The sequence below is a fragment of the Serratia sp. K1WW1 genome, assembly GCF_055790865.1.
Window position 1 is genome coordinate 2,932,975 of the sequence record NZ_CM147697.1, and the last position, 14,747, is coordinate 2,947,721.

The following is a 14,747-nucleotide window of genomic DNA, read 5'->3' on the forward strand; positions in this document are numbered from 1 at the left end:
CCGGTAAAATGGCGCCATCAGGGGTAGCGGGTGAACAACATGGTCAAACACGATAAGAAGCTGGATCAGGCGGCGCGTGCCGCCTGGATGTATTACGTGGCCGGACAGACTCAAAATGAAATTGCCGAGGCGTTGGGCGTATCGCGCCAGGTTGCGCAGCGGCTGGTGGCATTGGCGATCGACCGCGGTCTGATCAGCGTCAACATTTCCCACCCGGTAGGGCGCTGCATGGAATTATCGGCCCGTCTTAGCGCACGCTATGGCTTAACGCTGTGCCAGGTGGTGCCGAGCCAGGGAATGGAGAGCGCCGGGATAAACCGCGCGGTGGCGGTAGCCGGGGCTGAAGTGATGGCGCAGTTTTTGCGCAGTGAACAGCCATTGAACATTGGGGTTGGTTCAGGGCGCAGCCTGAAGGCGGCGATTGATGAGCTGCCGGAATTGGAGCGGCCACAGCATAGCTGCGTCTCGCTGATCGGGGCGATCGCGGCTGATGGCTCCTGTACCCGTTATGACGTACCGCTGTGGATGGCAGAGAAAACCCAGGGCCGCTACTTTATCCTGCCCGCGCCGCTGTTTGCGGATAGCGAGCAGGATCGCGCACTGTGGTGTAACCACCGCATTTACCGCACGGTGAACGACAAGGCGAGCCAGGCCGATGTGACCTTTATCGGCATTGGCACCATCGAATACCACTGCCCACTGCACAAGGATGGATTTATCACCGCAGAAGATGTTGATCGCCTGTGCGAATCTAACGCGGTGGCAGAAATGCTGGGCCATTTTATCGATCCGCAGGGCCAGCGGGTGGCCAGCGAACTCGATCGGCGGCTAACCAGCGTTAATCTGCACCAACGGCCGGAAAAACCGGTGATTGCTCTGGCAGGTGGTGCGGAAAAACATCAGGCCATTCGTGCGGCATTACTAGGCCGCTGGATCAACGGCCTGGTGACGGATGAGGAAAGCGCGTTGGCGCTGCTGGCCGATTAAATCAGATCCTGGGGCAGGAAACCTTCATGTTTCAGCAGCCATTGTTTGCGCTGCACCCCTCCGGCGTAACCGGTCAGCGCTCCCTGTGAGCCAATCACTCGGTGGCAGGGCACTACGATACTGATCGGGTTAGTGCCGTTAGCCATGCCAACTGCGCGCGAAGCGGTTGGCCTGCCAATGCGCTTGGCTAATTCCCCGTAGGTGATGATCTCCCCACAGGGAATTTGCCGCAGTTGCTGCCAAACCGTGCGCTGGAACTCGGTGCCCGCAGTCATCACCGGCACAGTGTCGATGGCTGCCAACTCGCCAGCAAAATAGCGCTGCATCACTTCCGTCAGGCCGCCTGGGTTGGCTTGCTCCTTTATCACGAAGGGAGAGGCACGATAATGGCTGTTGAGCAGCTTCATCAGGCGAGCCTCATGATCGGTCCAGTCCAGCGCGCGCATCCGTCCTTGCTCATCTCCGATCAGCACCAGTTCACCGACCGGCGTCGGCATACGATCAATAAAAAAGGTCAGCATGTTGTTCACTCCTTGCGTTTGATAGGGCGATTATTACATGAAACAGCCGGATGTGATGGCGGATTTCGGACATGCTGATGGGGCGGGGGCTATAGGAAAAAACAGGGTACACCCAAGTAGGTATACCCCGAGAGGTGAAACGCCAATATGTTAATAAAACCACAAAGTCATTTTCGATGGCTAATTGTATGACATAATTACGTCGATTAGGATTAATTGTAAATTAACGTAATTCGTTGTAGAGAAGGGTCATTAACCACCGATTCACGAATGGGTTTGCCCATTAATTCCGAACCCATATTATCCAATGGCATTTGGATAAATTCATTGGTGTTGAAGGCGGTTTCACGATAGCAACTGGATATATATTGACCATTATTGCGCGCAATTTCGCAGGTTGGGGCGCTGATTTTGCCGGAAAACTGGATGCTTCCTGAGATGGCGTTGTGGATAACTTCTTGTTTTGAATGAGCTGAAAATGGTAAGGCTGCCAGTATGGCCAAAGCCGTAATAATAGATTTCATAAGCTATTCCTATTAGCATAAAGTAAAACCATCCATTAACAAAAAAGTCGATTATTGTCTAAAAAACAAACTTCCATTGCCTGATGATTTAATTTCCAACGTTACTATAATGTATTGAGTAAATAATAATAACAGCAATCGTTCGTTAATTGAATTTAATAGTAGGGATGGCCAGGCAGTAAAACCATGATTTAGATCATAGTGGGGGGAATTTAGAGGGCGATGTGAGGATTATTACTTTTGATGCTGCTTATAATAACGGGGGTGACTTTAAATAGCGATATTAATATTAAGGCCGCATATTCATCGTTATTCTGCGGCCCTTAATCTAACGCTTTGGAGTTACAGCATCCCTGCGCTGCCACAGATACGGATCTTTTCTGCTACCACTTCTTTCATCGCCAATTTACCCGGCACGATGTATTTACGCGGATCGTTGGCCTCGGGATGCTGCGAGAAATAGCTCTTCACCGCATCGGCAAAGGCGATTTTGAGTTCGGTAGCCACGTTCACCTTACACACCCCCAGCGAGATGGCTCGCTTGACCATCGCTTCCGGGATACCGGAGGCACCGTGCAGCACCAACGGGATCTCCAGTTGTTCGCGGATCAGCGCCAGGCGGTCAAAATCCAGCTTGGGCTCCCCGTGGTACAGCCCATGAGCCGAACCGATGGCGACGGCAAGCGAGTCGATCCCGGTAGCCGCGACAAACTCGCGGGCGGCTTTTGGATCGGTATAAAAGCCGTCTGCGGCATCGACAATCAGATCGTCTTCCTGGCCACCCAGGCGGCCCAGCTCCGCTTCTACGCTAGCCCCATAGCGATGGCATAACGCAACGGCCTGCGCAACCAGCGTGATGTTCTGCTCAAAAGGCAGGTGCGAGCCATCGATCATCACCGAGCGGATCCCGGCTCTGACCTTGGTGGCGATATCCTCGAGTTCTTCGTGATGGTCCAGATGCAGTGCCAGCGGCAGGTCATGGCGCTGGGCTGCAGAGCGGCAAATTCCCACCAGATAGTCGGTACCCGCATAGCTGAAAGTGCCTGGTGTCCCGGCCATGATCACCGGGGATTGCAGTTCGGCAGCGGTTTCTGCCACTACCTGCACCGTTTCAAGATTGTGGACGTTGAACGCCGGCACGGCATAGCCCTGTCTTTGCGCTTTCAACAGCATTTCACGGTTGGATATCAGGTACATAACGGCTCCTTACAGCTCGGTAGCAGAGTAGGGATAAATGGTCACGCCTTTTACCACGCGGTTGACTTCCCCGGTTGGGCAAGGGTTATCCGGCGTCAGGCCGCGCGCCAGCGAGGTTTCAAACGCCAGCATTTGGGCGAAGAGTAGGTAAGGGAACAACAGCCAGATATCGTCGTCGGCATGATGCAAATCGGACTGGCCCGTTTTCTCCGTTGGCGAATTACCAAGGCCAACCATTTGCTTGGCCAAACCGTCGCGCTGGAGTTCGTCCCATAGATCCTGTTCATAACGCTCGGTATAGCGGTTGCTGGAGAGCATCAGCAGCACCAACGTCTGTGGATCGACCATAAATTTAGGACCGTGACGCAGGCCCAGCGGCGAGTCATAGCGGGTGACGATCTGTCCGGCGGTCAGTTCCAGCATTTTCAGCGAGGCTTCCTCCGCCAGGCCGGTGAAACAGCTACTGCCGAGCACGATGTAACGGCTAAAGCCGCTGCTGGCCAGGGTTTTTACTTGGGATTGCAGCGTTTCACGCAGTTCTCTACAGCGCTCGATCATCTGCGCCAGCGGTTGCTGGGCTGCATCCAGGGAATAGGGGCCTAACAGCAGCGCGGTGCTGAGCATCATGCAGCTGAAGCTGGAGGTCATGGCAAAGCTCTGGTCGTTTGATCCCTGTGGCATCACCAGGGCACAGACGTTCTTACGGCCGTGCGCATAGTTGGCCAACTGGCTGTCCGGGTTGCACACCAGCATCAGGTGATAGCACTGGGGGAGCAGTTGATCTGCCAGCGCTACCGAGGCGACGCTTTCCGGGCTGTTGCCGGAACGGGCGAAAGAGACCAATAGCGTCGGGCGTGATGGGTCGAGAAACTGCTGCGGATTGGCGACGATATCGGTGGTGCCATAGGCCGCAACATCCCGGCCGGTTTTTTCCCTCAGCCATGGGGCCAAGGCCCGACCGGCAAAGGCTGAACTGCCAGCACCGCACAGCACAATTTGCAGGCGCGGGTTTTGCAGCAGCGGCGTCAGGAAAGCGGAGCATTGCTCCTGTTGGGCGACCAACTGCTGGTGCAAGGCAGCCCAAAGGTCCGGCTGCTGCCAAATCTCACGGGCGGTATGCAGCGCATGATGTTGCTCCAGCCAGTCCGCATCGTAAGAAAAATAACCTGTCATGATGGTAACTCCTTAAAAAATAAAACGGTTAATACCTAATAAATACCTGTGGATGCGGATGGTCCGGTGCTGTAATTGCCCCTCACCCTAACCCTCTCCCACAGGGAGAGGGGATCGAACCGTGCCACCGGCCAACTCCTGCGTTCGCCACAAACCAGTTCCTGTACCTGATTGTTACTCCATACCAACTTCCTTCGGAGTGGTCCCCGTATCTGACTGCTGCTCTGCACCAGCTCCCTCTCCCTTGAGGGAGAGGGTTGGGGTGAGGGGGCGATCGAGGATGCCTGATACACCTGAACCTGACCGCCGTTCCGTTTACTGCCTGCTTTCGAAGTAGCCTCTGTACCTGACTGCTGCTCTGCACCAGCTCCCTCTCCCTTGAGGGAGAGGGTTGGGGTGAGGGGGCGATCGAGGATGCCTGATACACCTGAACCTGACCGCCGTTCCGTTTACTGCCTGCTTTCGAAGTAGCCTCTGTACCTGACTGTTGCTCTGTACCAGCTCCCTCTCCCTGTGGGAGAGGGTTGGGGTGAGGGGGCAATCACCAATTCTCAACGGTCGGCGATAATCACCTGGACCCCCAGATTTTGCAGCGCATGCAGATAATTGGCCGGAATGCGGCTGTCGGTAACCAATCGGTGGATCTGGCCGATCTCGCGGATCATGCAGAAGCTGCTGCGGCCAAACTTGCTGGCGTCAACCACCGCAATCACTTCGCGAGCCACTTCACACATGGCGCGGTTGAGCTGGGCCTCACCGGGATCTGGCGTGGTGATACCACCCACCAAATCAAAGCCGTCAACGCCGAGGAAAAATTTATCAAAGCGATATTGGCGGATGTGCTGCTCGGCAGCGGGACCATACAGCGACCAGGACTTGCGCCGCACGCTGCCGCCGACCACCATCAAATCCACGTGTTCGTTACTGGCCAATTCGAAGGCGATATTCAAGGCGTTGGTCATCACCACCAGGTCTTTCTTGCCTGCCAACTGGGTAGCCATCTGGCTAGTGGTGGAACCCGAGTCGAGAATGATCGCGTCACCGTCGTTCACCAACGCGCTCGCGGCACAGGCAATGGCGAATTTCACATCGCGGTTGATGCGTCCCTTGTCCTGGAGCGGGCGATCGAAGGCGAACTGTTTATTGAGCATCGCACCGCCGTAGGCCCGTACCGCACAGCCACTTTTTTCCAGATGGCGCAGATCGCTGCGAATGGTGACGGTAGAGACGGCAAATTGGCTGCTCAACTGTTCCACGCGCACCGTGCCTTCACGACACAGCTGGTCGATAATTAACTCTCGCCGTTTAACGGTATTGATCATGAATAGCTGACTCCTGATTTACCCGTAGCAAACCCCGGCCGTGGCATAGGGCCACAGCAATCGTTACAGGCGTATTTTCAGTCTTTCGTTGCAAATTACAGCAAACGAAACCGCGCAACGCAATCGAAAACTTTAAATATAATCTTATATTTCAACCGGTTATTACTGCTCCATCTTTCGGTTGGTCATCAACCGAAAGCCGCATGAAATAAACTGAAAACCGGTAATGCCTTATTTATTCGGCTAATATCCCTTTTGCCGCGTCAATTAATTCCGCCGTGGATGAAAGCTACCCACGATGAATAATGCGGGTGAACTTTCCTTAAATTTTTTATTGCCAGCTTTGGCGCAACAGTGCCGCACCGCGTACGCCGCTGCTGTCGCCATACACCGGGGGATAAACCATCGCCGGTTCTGTCCCTGGCAGTAGCCAGCGGCACATGGCGGCGGGCAACTGTGCATAGAGTTCACTCACGTTAGAAAGCCCGCCCCCTAACACGAAAGCATCCACATCCAGCAGCAGTTGCAGGCTGGCCAACGCGCTGGCCAGGATATCGATGTAGATCCCCATCAGGTGTTGCGCTAACGGATCGCCCTGACGGTAACTGGCGATCAGCGCCGGAACGTTGGCGGCGCTATGGCCAAAGTGTTGGCTCAGGGCCAGCAGACCGCTGCCGGAGACATAACGCTCAAAGCAGCCGGTCAGGCCGCAGTTGCAGACAAACAGCGGCAGATCGTAACGCTGCGCCAACTGGGCCGAGATAGGTGTATGCCCCCATTCGCCCGCCAGCCCATTGCGGCCCTTGTGGAGCCGTTTGTTCATCACCAGCCCACCGCCAGCGCCGGTACCGATGATGGCACCAAACACCACTTCCAACCGTTCGGTCTGGGGCGTGCTGGCCTCCGAAAGAGCAAAACAGCGGCAATCGTTTTCAATCTCTACCGGTCGCGACAGCTCTTGAGTGAGATCGTCCGCCAGGCAGTGGCCCGTCAGGCAGGGCACGTTTACCGCCAACTGTTTGCGGCTGCGTGGGTCGGTGATCCCCGGCAAGCCAATGCCGATGCTGCCTTGGGTGTGCAGGCTGCGATCGGCCTGGCTGACCAACTGCGCGATGCAGGCGAGAAACTCGCGATAGTCACCGGTGGGCGTACTGACGCGCTGGCACAGCACCTGATTCAACTGGGCGTCATAGGCGGCCATTTCGATTTTGGTGCCGCCAATATCAAAACCGTAACGCATAGCATGAGTAGCCACGGCTTTACTCCTCGCCCAAGGTGATGACGGCGTTTTCCCGGCGGGCGCGTTCGGCGGCAAAGACCATCAGGTGGCTCTGCAACGTTTCCTGCGGGCCAGACAGCACCTGCGAAGGATCGTTGGCGCGCACGGCAGCGATAAAGTGCTGCATCAGATAGTAATCGCCGCCGCCGTGGCCAGACATGGTGTGCAGGTCTTCGGCTTCGTCCACGTCATACAGCGTTTCGTTGTCGTCAAGGAAGGAGGTGATGCGGATATAGCGGCCATCGCCCTCCAGGCATCCCTGGCTGCCAAAAATGCGCGTTTTGCGATCTTCCATCTTGGTAAAGGCGGTCATGGTGAAGGCGGCGGTGCGGCCACCGCTAAACTGCATATTCACCACCTGATGATCCACCACGTTGTTATCACAGCGGTAGACACAGCGGCCATACGGGCCGTTGCGCAGCGCGGCGACCAGATGTTCCTGATCGACTTCTGGCGTCAGCACCCGCAGGAAGCCCGGCGTTGCCTTGTGGTTTTCGCCAAGGTAGATACGTTTGGCGGAATAGGGGCATTCGGCCTCAACGCCGCAGTCCAGGCAGTTATCCGCTGCGCCCTGAGGCTGGTTTTCCTGGCGGAAGTGGCGTAACCCACCAAATGAGCTGACCTGCTCGCAAGGCGTATCCATCACGTAACGGATCCAGTCGATATCGTGACAGGATTTTTGCAACAGCATAAAGGCCGCTTGCTGGTCATTGCGCCAGTTGCCGCGCACGAAAGAGTGGGCCTGATGCCAATAGCCCACCGGCTCCAGATGTTGCAGGCTAACGATGTCGCCAATGACCTTATCGCGCAGCAGTTGCTTGAGTTTCTGGGTATAGCGGGTATAACGCAGCACGTGCCCGACGGAGAAGATGATCCCCTGGCGCTCCACTTCTTCAACGATGGTGCGGCACTCACTGGCATCAGGTGACAGCGGTTTCTCCAGCAGCATGTGATAGCCCTGTTTGGCGAAAGCCAGAGCCGGTGCCAAGTGCAGGGTATCTTGGGTGCAAATCATCACCGCATCGGCCAGTTTGCCCGCCGCTACGGCCTGCTGCCAGTCGGTAAACACGTTTTCGGGCGAGATGCCGTGCTGGGCTACAAACTGCTGGCGATAGGTATCGCGCGGTTCAGCGACTGCCACCACCTGCATCAGTTCTGGGTGAGCCAATGCATAGCGAGAGTAAATCTCCCCACGAGCACCGGCACCAATCACCAACACGCGTACCGGACGGCCAGTAAAGTCATTAGACATTGCAAAGTACTCCCAAATTATCCCAGTGACTGGGTAGCGTTATTATTCAGGTTGTCACCGCTGGCCTGATCGAACAGGTGGGCGCGGGCCAAATCAAACGTCAAATGGATCTGTTCGCCGATGTTCGGTTCCCAGTCTGGCTGAGACGCAATCCGCAGCACAAAGCGTAATCCGGCCAGTTCACAGTGCAGCAACTCTTCGTTGCCCATGCGTTCAATGGTGGCGATACGCGCCGGGAAACAGTTTTGGGTACCGGCAGCACACAGGCGCAGCGCTTCAGGGCGAATACCCAGGCAAACGCGCTGGTGCGGATAGTCTTCCAACTGTTTTTCCAGCGCGGGCGGCAGGGTCAGCAGATGGCGATCGTCAATACGCAACTGTGTTCCCTGAGCATGACGCAGCAAGTCCAGATCGTGCAGGTTCATCGACGGGCTGCCGATAAACTCGGCGACAAAGCGGTTGGCGGGGTGGTGGTACAGGTTGATTGGCTTGTCTACCTGCATGATGGTGCCCCGATTCATTACGCAGATGCGGTCGCCCATAGTCATCGCCTCAACCTGATCGTGCGTTACATACACCATAGTGGCGGCGGCACCTTCCTGTTTCAGTCGGTTATGCAGTTCGATGAGCTGCACGCGCATGGAAACGCGCAGTTTGGCATCCAGGTTGGAGAGCGGCTCGTCGAACAAGAACACCTTGGGTTTACGCACGATGGCACGCCCAACTGCCACGCGCTGGCACTGGCCACCGGAGAGCTGACCGGGTTTGCGATGCAGCAGGTTGGTGATTTCCAACTTCTCGGCGGCATCCTGCACCCGCCGGTCAATTTCTGCCTTGCTCTCTTTACCAATCAGTCCAAAAGCCATGTTCTTGTAGACGGTCATATGCGGGTAGAGCGCATAGTTCTGAAACACCATAGCGATGCCGCGATCTTTGGGCATGGTGTCGTTAACGCAGCGGTCGTGGATCATGATTTGGCCTTCGCTGACGCTTTCCAGCCCGGCGATCATGCGCAGCAGGGTGGATTTGGCACAGCCGGACGGGCCGACAAACACCATAAACTCACCGTCCTTGATATCCAGATCCACGCCATGCAACGCCCGGAAACCGTTGGGATAGACCTTTTTCACACTGTTTAATTGAATACCGGCCATGTCTGTTTACCTTATTGTTCGCGTTTAGCCTTTAACGCCAGCGCTGGCGATGCCCTGGATGAAATATCGTTGGAAAAGAATGAACAGCATCAGCATCGGGATCACCGCCATCAAGGCACCGGCCATCAGCAGCGGGTATTCCACTCCGGCCCGGCTGGACAGCGAAGCCAGCCCCACCGGCAGCGTCAATTTTTCGGTGGTGGTGTTGACGATCAGTGGCCACATCAGGTTATTCCAGCTCCACAAGCCGTTAATGATGATGCAGGCGATGATGCCGGGGCGGATCAGCGGCAGCATGATGCGCCAGAAGATGGCGAAGTAGCTGTAGCCGTCGATCAGCGCCGCTTCTTCCATCTCCTTAGGTACCGCCAGGAAGAACTGCCGCAGCAGGAAGGTGGCGTAAATGCTGAAGATCCCCGGCAGCACCAGGCCGGTAATGCTGTTGACCAGCCCCATCTTCTGCACCACCAGGAACTGCGGGATCAGAAATGCCTGGCCCGGCACCATCAGGATCGAGATGCACACCAGAAACACCGCGTCACGGCCACGAAAGTGCAGGCGGGAGAAGCCATACGCGGCCATGGTGGCGATCACCATTTGCAGCGTCACGGTGGAGAAGGTGGCCAGCAGCGAGTTGATATAAAAATCCGCGAAAGGGATCTCGCGCATGATCTTGCCGTAGGCCTGCAAGCTTGGGTTTTCCGGCAGCAGGGTCAGCGGGATCTGAATGCTTTCGGCCTGGGTTTTCAGCGAAGTCACCAGCATCCAGATAAAGGGCACCACCGAGGCCAGCGCCGCCAGCGTCATAAACAGATAGACCAGGGCTCGTTTGCTTATCGTCATCAATGGCTCCTCAGCTCACTCTCAGGCGTTTGCCGATCGCCATCTGCACCAGTGTGATCACCAGCGTCACGGCGAACAGCACCACGGTAATGGCAGAGGCGTAACCTTTCTCTTGCAGATAGAAGGCGTATTTGTAGAACAGGTTGGTGATGGTCATCACGTCACCTTCCACCAAGGCGCGGTCGAACATCAGGAACACCACGTCGAAGATTTGCAGGATCTCGATAAAGCTCATCACCGACACAAAGAACAGCGTCGGCACCATCATCGGCAGCGTGATAAAGAAGAAACGGCGCAGGGTGCTGATACCGTCGATATCGGCGGCCTCATACAGCTGACGGGGGATGCTTTGCAAACCGGCCAACAGGATGATGATTTTCAGCGCCAGCGACGACCAGATAATGATGATGGACACGCTGATGCGTACCACGTCCGGATCGGAGAGCCAGGCGACCGGCGCAATGTGCAGCAGGTTTAGCCCCTGGTTAATCAGGCCAAAATCCTTGTTGAACAACCACTGCCACACCATAGCCACTGCGGCAGGCATGGTCACCGCCGGTAGAAACAGCAGGGTGCGCAACAACGCTTTGCCACGAATGTTCTGGTTCAGCCCAATCGCCAGCAGCAACGACAGCAGCAGGATCACCGGCACACACACCACCACATAAAACAGGGTGTTGAAGGCGGCGGTATAGAAGTCATCGTCCTCAAACAGGTTGATGTAGTTATCAAAGCTGATGGTCGTCCAGCTCATAAACTGGTTGAGGTCGGTAAAGCTGTAAAAAATGTTCTGTAAAAACGGGATGAAGTAAAACACCGTCAGGCCGATCACCAGCGGCAGGATCATCACCCAGCCCCAGAAGCGTTCGGCCCGCTCCAGGCGGCTTAATGCGGCACGAGGTCTGCTCTTTGCCTGTTTTATGTTGGCCGTAGCCGTTTCTGCCAGCGACATGTCGCCATTCCTCACCTTTGACTGCTCAGTGTTTCCGCTGCGACCTGCCTTCGGGTAGGCTGGCCGCAGCGGGGGGAATTACTGCTCCATGATGCGTTCGATCTTCTTGATCGATTTATCCATTTCCGTACGGGCATCCGCGCCCATAAAGATTTTCTTCAGGCTGCCGATCCACATGTTTTGCCATTTCGGCGTGTTGGTGCCTGCGGTTGGATAGGCCTCAGTCACTTCCAGCGTTTGGATGTACGGGCTGACGTCAACCTTTTTGACTTCCTGCACCCAGGCTTTAGCCGCGACCTTGTTGGCCGGGATCACCACTTTCGCTAAAGTGGCTTGCGAGGCTTCGCTGCTCATAAACTCGATGTACTTCCAGGCTTCTGGCTTGTGGTTACTCTTGGCGGACATGGCATAGGCCAGGCTGTGAGCCACGCCAGACTGGCGCTCGATCTTCGGCATCATCACCACGCCGATATGGTCGTTGATCAGCGGATTATTGGCGAACGGTGCGGCCAGCCAGGAACCGGCATACACCATGGCGGCGCGGTTTGACTGGAAGATGTTCTCGGTCTTCACTTCGCTCATCTGCTGGGCGGTCGGCATCAGGCCGTCTTTCATCATCCCTTGTAACTGCTGGTAGACCCAGATGGCGTTGTCGTTGGCGATATCGGTCGGTTGGCCATCTTTTGGCACGATATGATTGCCTTTCTGGAACAGCAGGTTCATATAGCTGTCCTGGCCGTCGATGCTGAGATCCATCACCAGCGGGAAGGCGCTGCCCTTCAGGCCGGTTTGCAATTCGGCGGCCTTTTTCTTCATGTCATCCCAGGTCCAGTCGCTGGTGAGATAGCTGACGCTAGCCTGATCGAACAGTTTTTTGTTGTACCACACGGCGATGGAGTCGACGTCGCGCGGGATGGCCATCTGCTGGCCGTCGTATTGATAAGCCTTAACGGAGCTGGCGACGATATTATCCAGATTGACCGTGCCGTCTTTTAAATAATCGCCCAGCGGTTGCATAATGCCGTTTTTGGCATATTGCACAAAATAGGGCATGTTAATCCAGAATATATCCGGTGCGACACCACCCGCGGCGGCGGAGTCTAATTTAACAAAGTATTGTGCGGCGGGCGTTAATTCTATTTCCACTTTGATATTCGGGTTGGCCTGCTCAAATCGCTTGGCAATTTCCTGTTCGGCAGGTAATTGGTTTCGATCCCAAACCGCATAACGTAATGTTATCTGGTCGGCGGCATATAACATGGTCGGCAACAATAAAGCGGCTGCAACAGCGGAATGCAACAGAAAACGTCCGGCGTTTTTTCTAGGTGACATTGCTTTTCCCTCGGTGTCGGCGAATACATTTTTTGTGAACGTGATTTCTTTCTATCCCTTAACTTTCAATGTGTCAATGCGGTCATTTTGCCCAAAAATGGGGCGCGTATCTTTCACTGTTGTTAACAACGAAAGGTCAAAGCCACCAACCGAAAGGCTTTTTTGTTGATTAATTGTTAATGTCGAAGGGCGAAAATCCGTTGTCGGGCGGCAGTTATGGCTTGCTGGGGTCATAGGATTAACTGATAACCCTTGCACCATAATGGGGATTAAAAACGTTTTTATTGTGCAGGCCGCGGCATCTTTCATTTTTGTGATGCAAATAAACAAAAAAATTAATTTTTTGCCGGGCGAGAGGGCGTTCGCTGGCTTTTTTCGTTGGCCTATATTGCCTGTGGTGAAAAAACGCGCTAGCCTGAAATTAATTCAATCCCACCGTAAAATAACACAGGGCAGCTATTATGCGTCTCACGCTACTATTTACCCATTGCCTGGAGAAGGTATTTCATCGCCAAGCCGTACCGCAGGTAGAACAGCAAAACCATTTCAGCTGCCTGAATAATGAAACCTTCTCATGGCAAGGTGTGTATTGTCTGTACCGCGAGGATAATGAAACCCGCCGGGAATTACGTTATCAACTTGAGGGGGAATTGGCCGATGATATCAGCGTGCGCCATGTACAGTCGGTGCCCAGCCATTTTCCCTGTTATGCCGAGGCCGATGAGAACTATTTGACAACCGAGCCTGGCCTATTTCCCGACCCGCTGATGCCCATCCAGGATCGGCGTTTTTTTGCCGCCTGCCGTTATTACGCTAGCCTGTGGCTGACCTTTACGCCGCCAGCGCAGGGTATTGCCGGTGGCGACTATCCGCTAACGCTGCGGCTGTTTGATCAAGAGACGGGGGAAGAGCTGGCCGCAGCCAGTATGACGCTGCATGTGGTGCCTGCCGCGTTGCCAAAGCAGAGGCTGCTGCATACCGAATGGTTACATACCGACTGTTTGGCGGACTATTATCAGATTGCAGTGTTCAGCCCGCAATACTGGCAGGCGGTGCGTAACTTGGTACGCAACGCGGTGGCAAATGGCGTGAATATGCTGCTAACGCCGATCTTTACGCCGCCGCTGGATACCGCCATCGGCGGCGAACGCACCACAGTGCAGTTGGTTGGGGTGAAACGCACCGTTGCAGGTTACCAATTTGATTTTGAACGATTGGCGCAGTGGGTAGCGCTGGCGCAGGAGGAGGGGATCGAACACTTCGAAATTGCCCACCTGTTTACCCAATGGGGCGCAGCGCATGCGCCAAAAATTATGGTTGAGGTCGCGGGGGAAATGCAGCCGCTGTTTGGTTGGCATACCGATGCCCACGGCAGCGAATATCAGCAGTTTCTGCAGGCATTGATGCCAGCGTTGACCGGCTGGTTCCGGGCACGGGATCTGCAACGGCAGGTGTGGTTCCACATCTCGGATGAACCTAAACTGGAAAATATCGCCGCCTACCAACGTGCCAGCGATTCGCTGCGGCCGTTGCTGGAGGGGTTTCGCACCTTTGATGCGCTCTCCGACTTTGACTTCTATCAGCGCGGGTTGGTGGAAACCCCTGTGGTGGCGACCGATCATATCGAGCCGTTCCTCGAGCATCAAACTCCGCAACTGTGGGCCTATTACTGTTGCGTGCAAAGAACCGAGGTGGCCAACCGCTTCTTTGCTCAGCCTTCGGCGCGCAACCGCATTCTGGGTATCCAGCTTTACCTCTATAACATCAGCGGTTTCCTCCACTGGGGCTACAACTTCTATAACAGCAGCCATTCCCGGGAGAAACTGAATCCCTATGCGGTAACCGACAGCGGCAACGCCTTCCCCTCTGGCGATCCTTTTGTGGTTTACCCTGGGCCGAATTTCATGCCGATAGAGTCGCTGCGTTTGCGGGTATTCCATCAGGGGTTACAGGATCTGCGGGCCTTGCAGCTGTTGGAAAACCTGACCGATCGCGCCACGGTGGAGCAGTTGATCGATCAACAACTGGGGATGCGCATCACCTTCAAACGTTACCCTCATCAAGCCTCTGTGCTACTGCGGCTGCGCGAGCAGGTTAACGCCCGTATAGAGGCGGCTCTGTAAACCCGAGAATAGAGGGGCGAGCATTCTCGCCCCTGACGCCTGATTTCATCTTTTCGTCATCAAACGGTCATGTTCAGGTCATGACGCT

Annotated in this window: 14 protein-coding genes; 2 read left to right on the forward strand and 12 right to left on the reverse strand. The window is 55.2% G+C overall.

What is annotated here, in order from left to right; genetic code table 11:
• Positions 1–39: 39 nt before the first annotated feature.
• The gene (locus ACX9GU_RS13355; RefSeq protein WP_473195066.1) at positions 40–987 is read left to right on the forward strand and encodes a sugar-binding transcriptional regulator; all 948 of its coding nucleotides are present in this window, start codon (positions 40–42) and stop codon (positions 985–987) included.
• Here ACX9GU_RS13355 and ogt read toward each other — a convergent pair.
• From ogt to ACX9GU_RS13415, 12 genes are all read right to left on the reverse strand, one after another.
• Positions 984–1,508 carry a methylated-DNA--[protein]-cysteine S-methyltransferase gene (gene ogt / locus ACX9GU_RS13360; protein WP_179245829.1) on the reverse strand — a complete coding sequence of 175 codons (525 nt, stop codon included), beginning with the start codon at positions 1,506–1,508 and terminating at the stop codon, positions 984–986. The genes ACX9GU_RS13355 and ogt overlap by 4 nt on opposite strands.
• Before the next feature lie 212 nt (positions 1,509–1,720).
• Complete coding sequence (locus ACX9GU_RS13365) at positions 1,721–2,032, reverse strand: hypothetical protein (protein ID WP_473195067.1); 312 nt, start codon at positions 2,030–2,032, stop codon at positions 1,721–1,723.
• Between the two features lie 342 nt (positions 2,033–2,374).
• On the reverse strand, positions 2,375–3,229 hold the full coding sequence (locus ACX9GU_RS13370) for a tagatose bisphosphate family class II aldolase (protein WP_473195068.1): 855 nt from the start codon (positions 3,227–3,229) through the stop codon (positions 2,375–2,377).
• Positions 3,230–3,238: 9 nt separating this feature from the next.
• Positions 3,239–4,402, reverse strand: coding sequence for an SIS domain-containing protein (locus ACX9GU_RS13375; protein WP_368436267.1), 1,164 nt, complete (start codon positions 4,400–4,402; stop codon positions 3,239–3,241).
• 551 nt (positions 4,403–4,953) lie between these two features.
• Positions 4,954–5,724: a transcriptional repressor AgaR gene (gene agaR / locus ACX9GU_RS13380; protein ID WP_473195069.1), complete on the reverse strand. Its 771-nt coding sequence runs from the start codon at positions 5,722–5,724 to the stop codon at positions 4,954–4,956.
• Between the two features lie 331 nt (positions 5,725–6,055).
• Positions 6,056–6,964, reverse strand: a complete 909-nt coding sequence (locus tag ACX9GU_RS13385) for an ROK family protein (RefSeq protein ID WP_021806476.1) — start codon at positions 6,962–6,964, stop codon at positions 6,056–6,058.
• A gap of 19 nt (positions 6,965–6,983) precedes the next feature.
• Positions 6,984–8,255: a Gfo/Idh/MocA family protein gene (locus ACX9GU_RS13390; RefSeq protein ID WP_473195070.1), complete on the reverse strand. Its 1,272-nt coding sequence runs from the start codon at positions 8,253–8,255 to the stop codon at positions 6,984–6,986.
• Between the two features lie 17 nt (positions 8,256–8,272).
• Positions 8,273–9,409, reverse strand: coding sequence for an ABC transporter ATP-binding protein (locus ACX9GU_RS13395; RefSeq protein ID WP_473195071.1), 1,137 nt, complete (start codon positions 9,407–9,409; stop codon positions 8,273–8,275).
• A gap of 24 nt (positions 9,410–9,433) precedes the next feature.
• Complete coding sequence (locus ACX9GU_RS13400; RefSeq protein ID WP_021806473.1) at positions 9,434–10,252, reverse strand: carbohydrate ABC transporter permease; 819 nt, start codon at positions 10,250–10,252, stop codon at positions 9,434–9,436.
• Positions 10,253–10,262: 10 nt separating this feature from the next.
• Positions 10,263–11,204 carry a carbohydrate ABC transporter permease gene (locus ACX9GU_RS13405; RefSeq protein WP_115158918.1) on the reverse strand — a complete coding sequence of 314 codons (942 nt, stop codon included), beginning with the start codon at positions 11,202–11,204 and terminating at the stop codon, positions 10,263–10,265.
• Between the two features lie 78 nt (positions 11,205–11,282).
• Positions 11,283–12,536 (reverse strand): ABC transporter substrate-binding protein, encoded by a 1,254-nt coding sequence (locus ACX9GU_RS13410; protein ID WP_473195072.1) that lies wholly within the window; start codon positions 12,534–12,536, stop codon positions 11,283–11,285.
• 51 nt (positions 12,537–12,587) lie between these two features.
• Positions 12,588–12,845 (reverse strand): hypothetical protein, encoded by a 258-nt coding sequence (locus tag ACX9GU_RS13415; protein WP_473195073.1) that lies wholly within the window; start codon positions 12,843–12,845, stop codon positions 12,588–12,590.
• 152 nt (positions 12,846–12,997) lie between these two features.
• On the opposite strand from ACX9GU_RS13415, the gene ACX9GU_RS13420 reads away from it, so the two are divergent.
• Positions 12,998–14,659: a DUF4091 domain-containing protein gene (locus ACX9GU_RS13420; protein ID WP_473195074.1), complete on the forward strand. Its 1,662-nt coding sequence runs from the start codon at positions 12,998–13,000 to the stop codon at positions 14,657–14,659.
• Positions 14,660–14,747 lie beyond the last annotated feature (88 nt).

Bases quoted from the DNA above. Each gene is read 5' to 3' on its own strand.
- ACX9GU_RS13355 (WP_473195066.1), top strand. From the start codon at position 40: ATGGTCAAACACGATAAGAAGCTGGATCAGGCGGCGCGTGCCGCCTGG.
- ogt (WP_179245829.1), bottom strand. From the start codon at position 1,508: ATGCTGACCTTTTTTATTGATCGTATGCCGACGCCGGTCGGTGAACTG.
- ACX9GU_RS13365 (WP_473195067.1), bottom strand. From the start codon at position 2,032: ATGAAATCTATTATTACGGCTTTGGCCATACTGGCAGCCTTACCATTT.
- ACX9GU_RS13370 (WP_473195068.1), bottom strand. From the start codon at position 3,229: ATGTACCTGATATCCAACCGTGAAATGCTGTTGAAAGCGCAAAGACAG.
- ACX9GU_RS13375 (WP_368436267.1), bottom strand. From the start codon at position 4,402: ATGACAGGTTATTTTTCTTACGATGCGGACTGGCTGGAGCAACATCAT.
- agaR (WP_473195069.1), bottom strand. From the start codon at position 5,724: ATGATCAATACCGTTAAACGGCGAGAGTTAATTATCGACCAGCTGTGT.
- ACX9GU_RS13385 (WP_021806476.1), bottom strand. From the start codon at position 6,964: ATGCGTTACGGTTTTGATATTGGCGGCACCAAAATCGAAATGGCCGCC.
- ACX9GU_RS13390 (WP_473195070.1), bottom strand. From the start codon at position 8,255: ATGTCTAATGACTTTACTGGCCGTCCGGTACGCGTGTTGGTGATTGGT.
- ACX9GU_RS13395 (WP_473195071.1), bottom strand. From the start codon at position 9,409: ATGGCCGGTATTCAATTAAACAGTGTGAAAAAGGTCTATCCCAACGGT.
- ACX9GU_RS13400 (WP_021806473.1), bottom strand. From the start codon at position 10,252: ATGACGATAAGCAAACGAGCCCTGGTCTATCTGTTTATGACGCTGGCG.
- ACX9GU_RS13405 (WP_115158918.1), bottom strand. From the start codon at position 11,204: ATGTCGCTGGCAGAAACGGCTACGGCCAACATAAAACAGGCAAAGAGC.
- ACX9GU_RS13410 (WP_473195072.1), bottom strand. From the start codon at position 12,536: ATGTCACCTAGAAAAAACGCCGGACGTTTTCTGTTGCATTCCGCTGTT.
- ACX9GU_RS13415 (WP_473195073.1), bottom strand. From the start codon at position 12,845: ATGAAAGATGCCGCGGCCTGCACAATAAAAACGTTTTTAATCCCCATT.
- ACX9GU_RS13420 (WP_473195074.1), top strand. From the start codon at position 12,998: ATGCGTCTCACGCTACTATTTACCCATTGCCTGGAGAAGGTATTTCAT.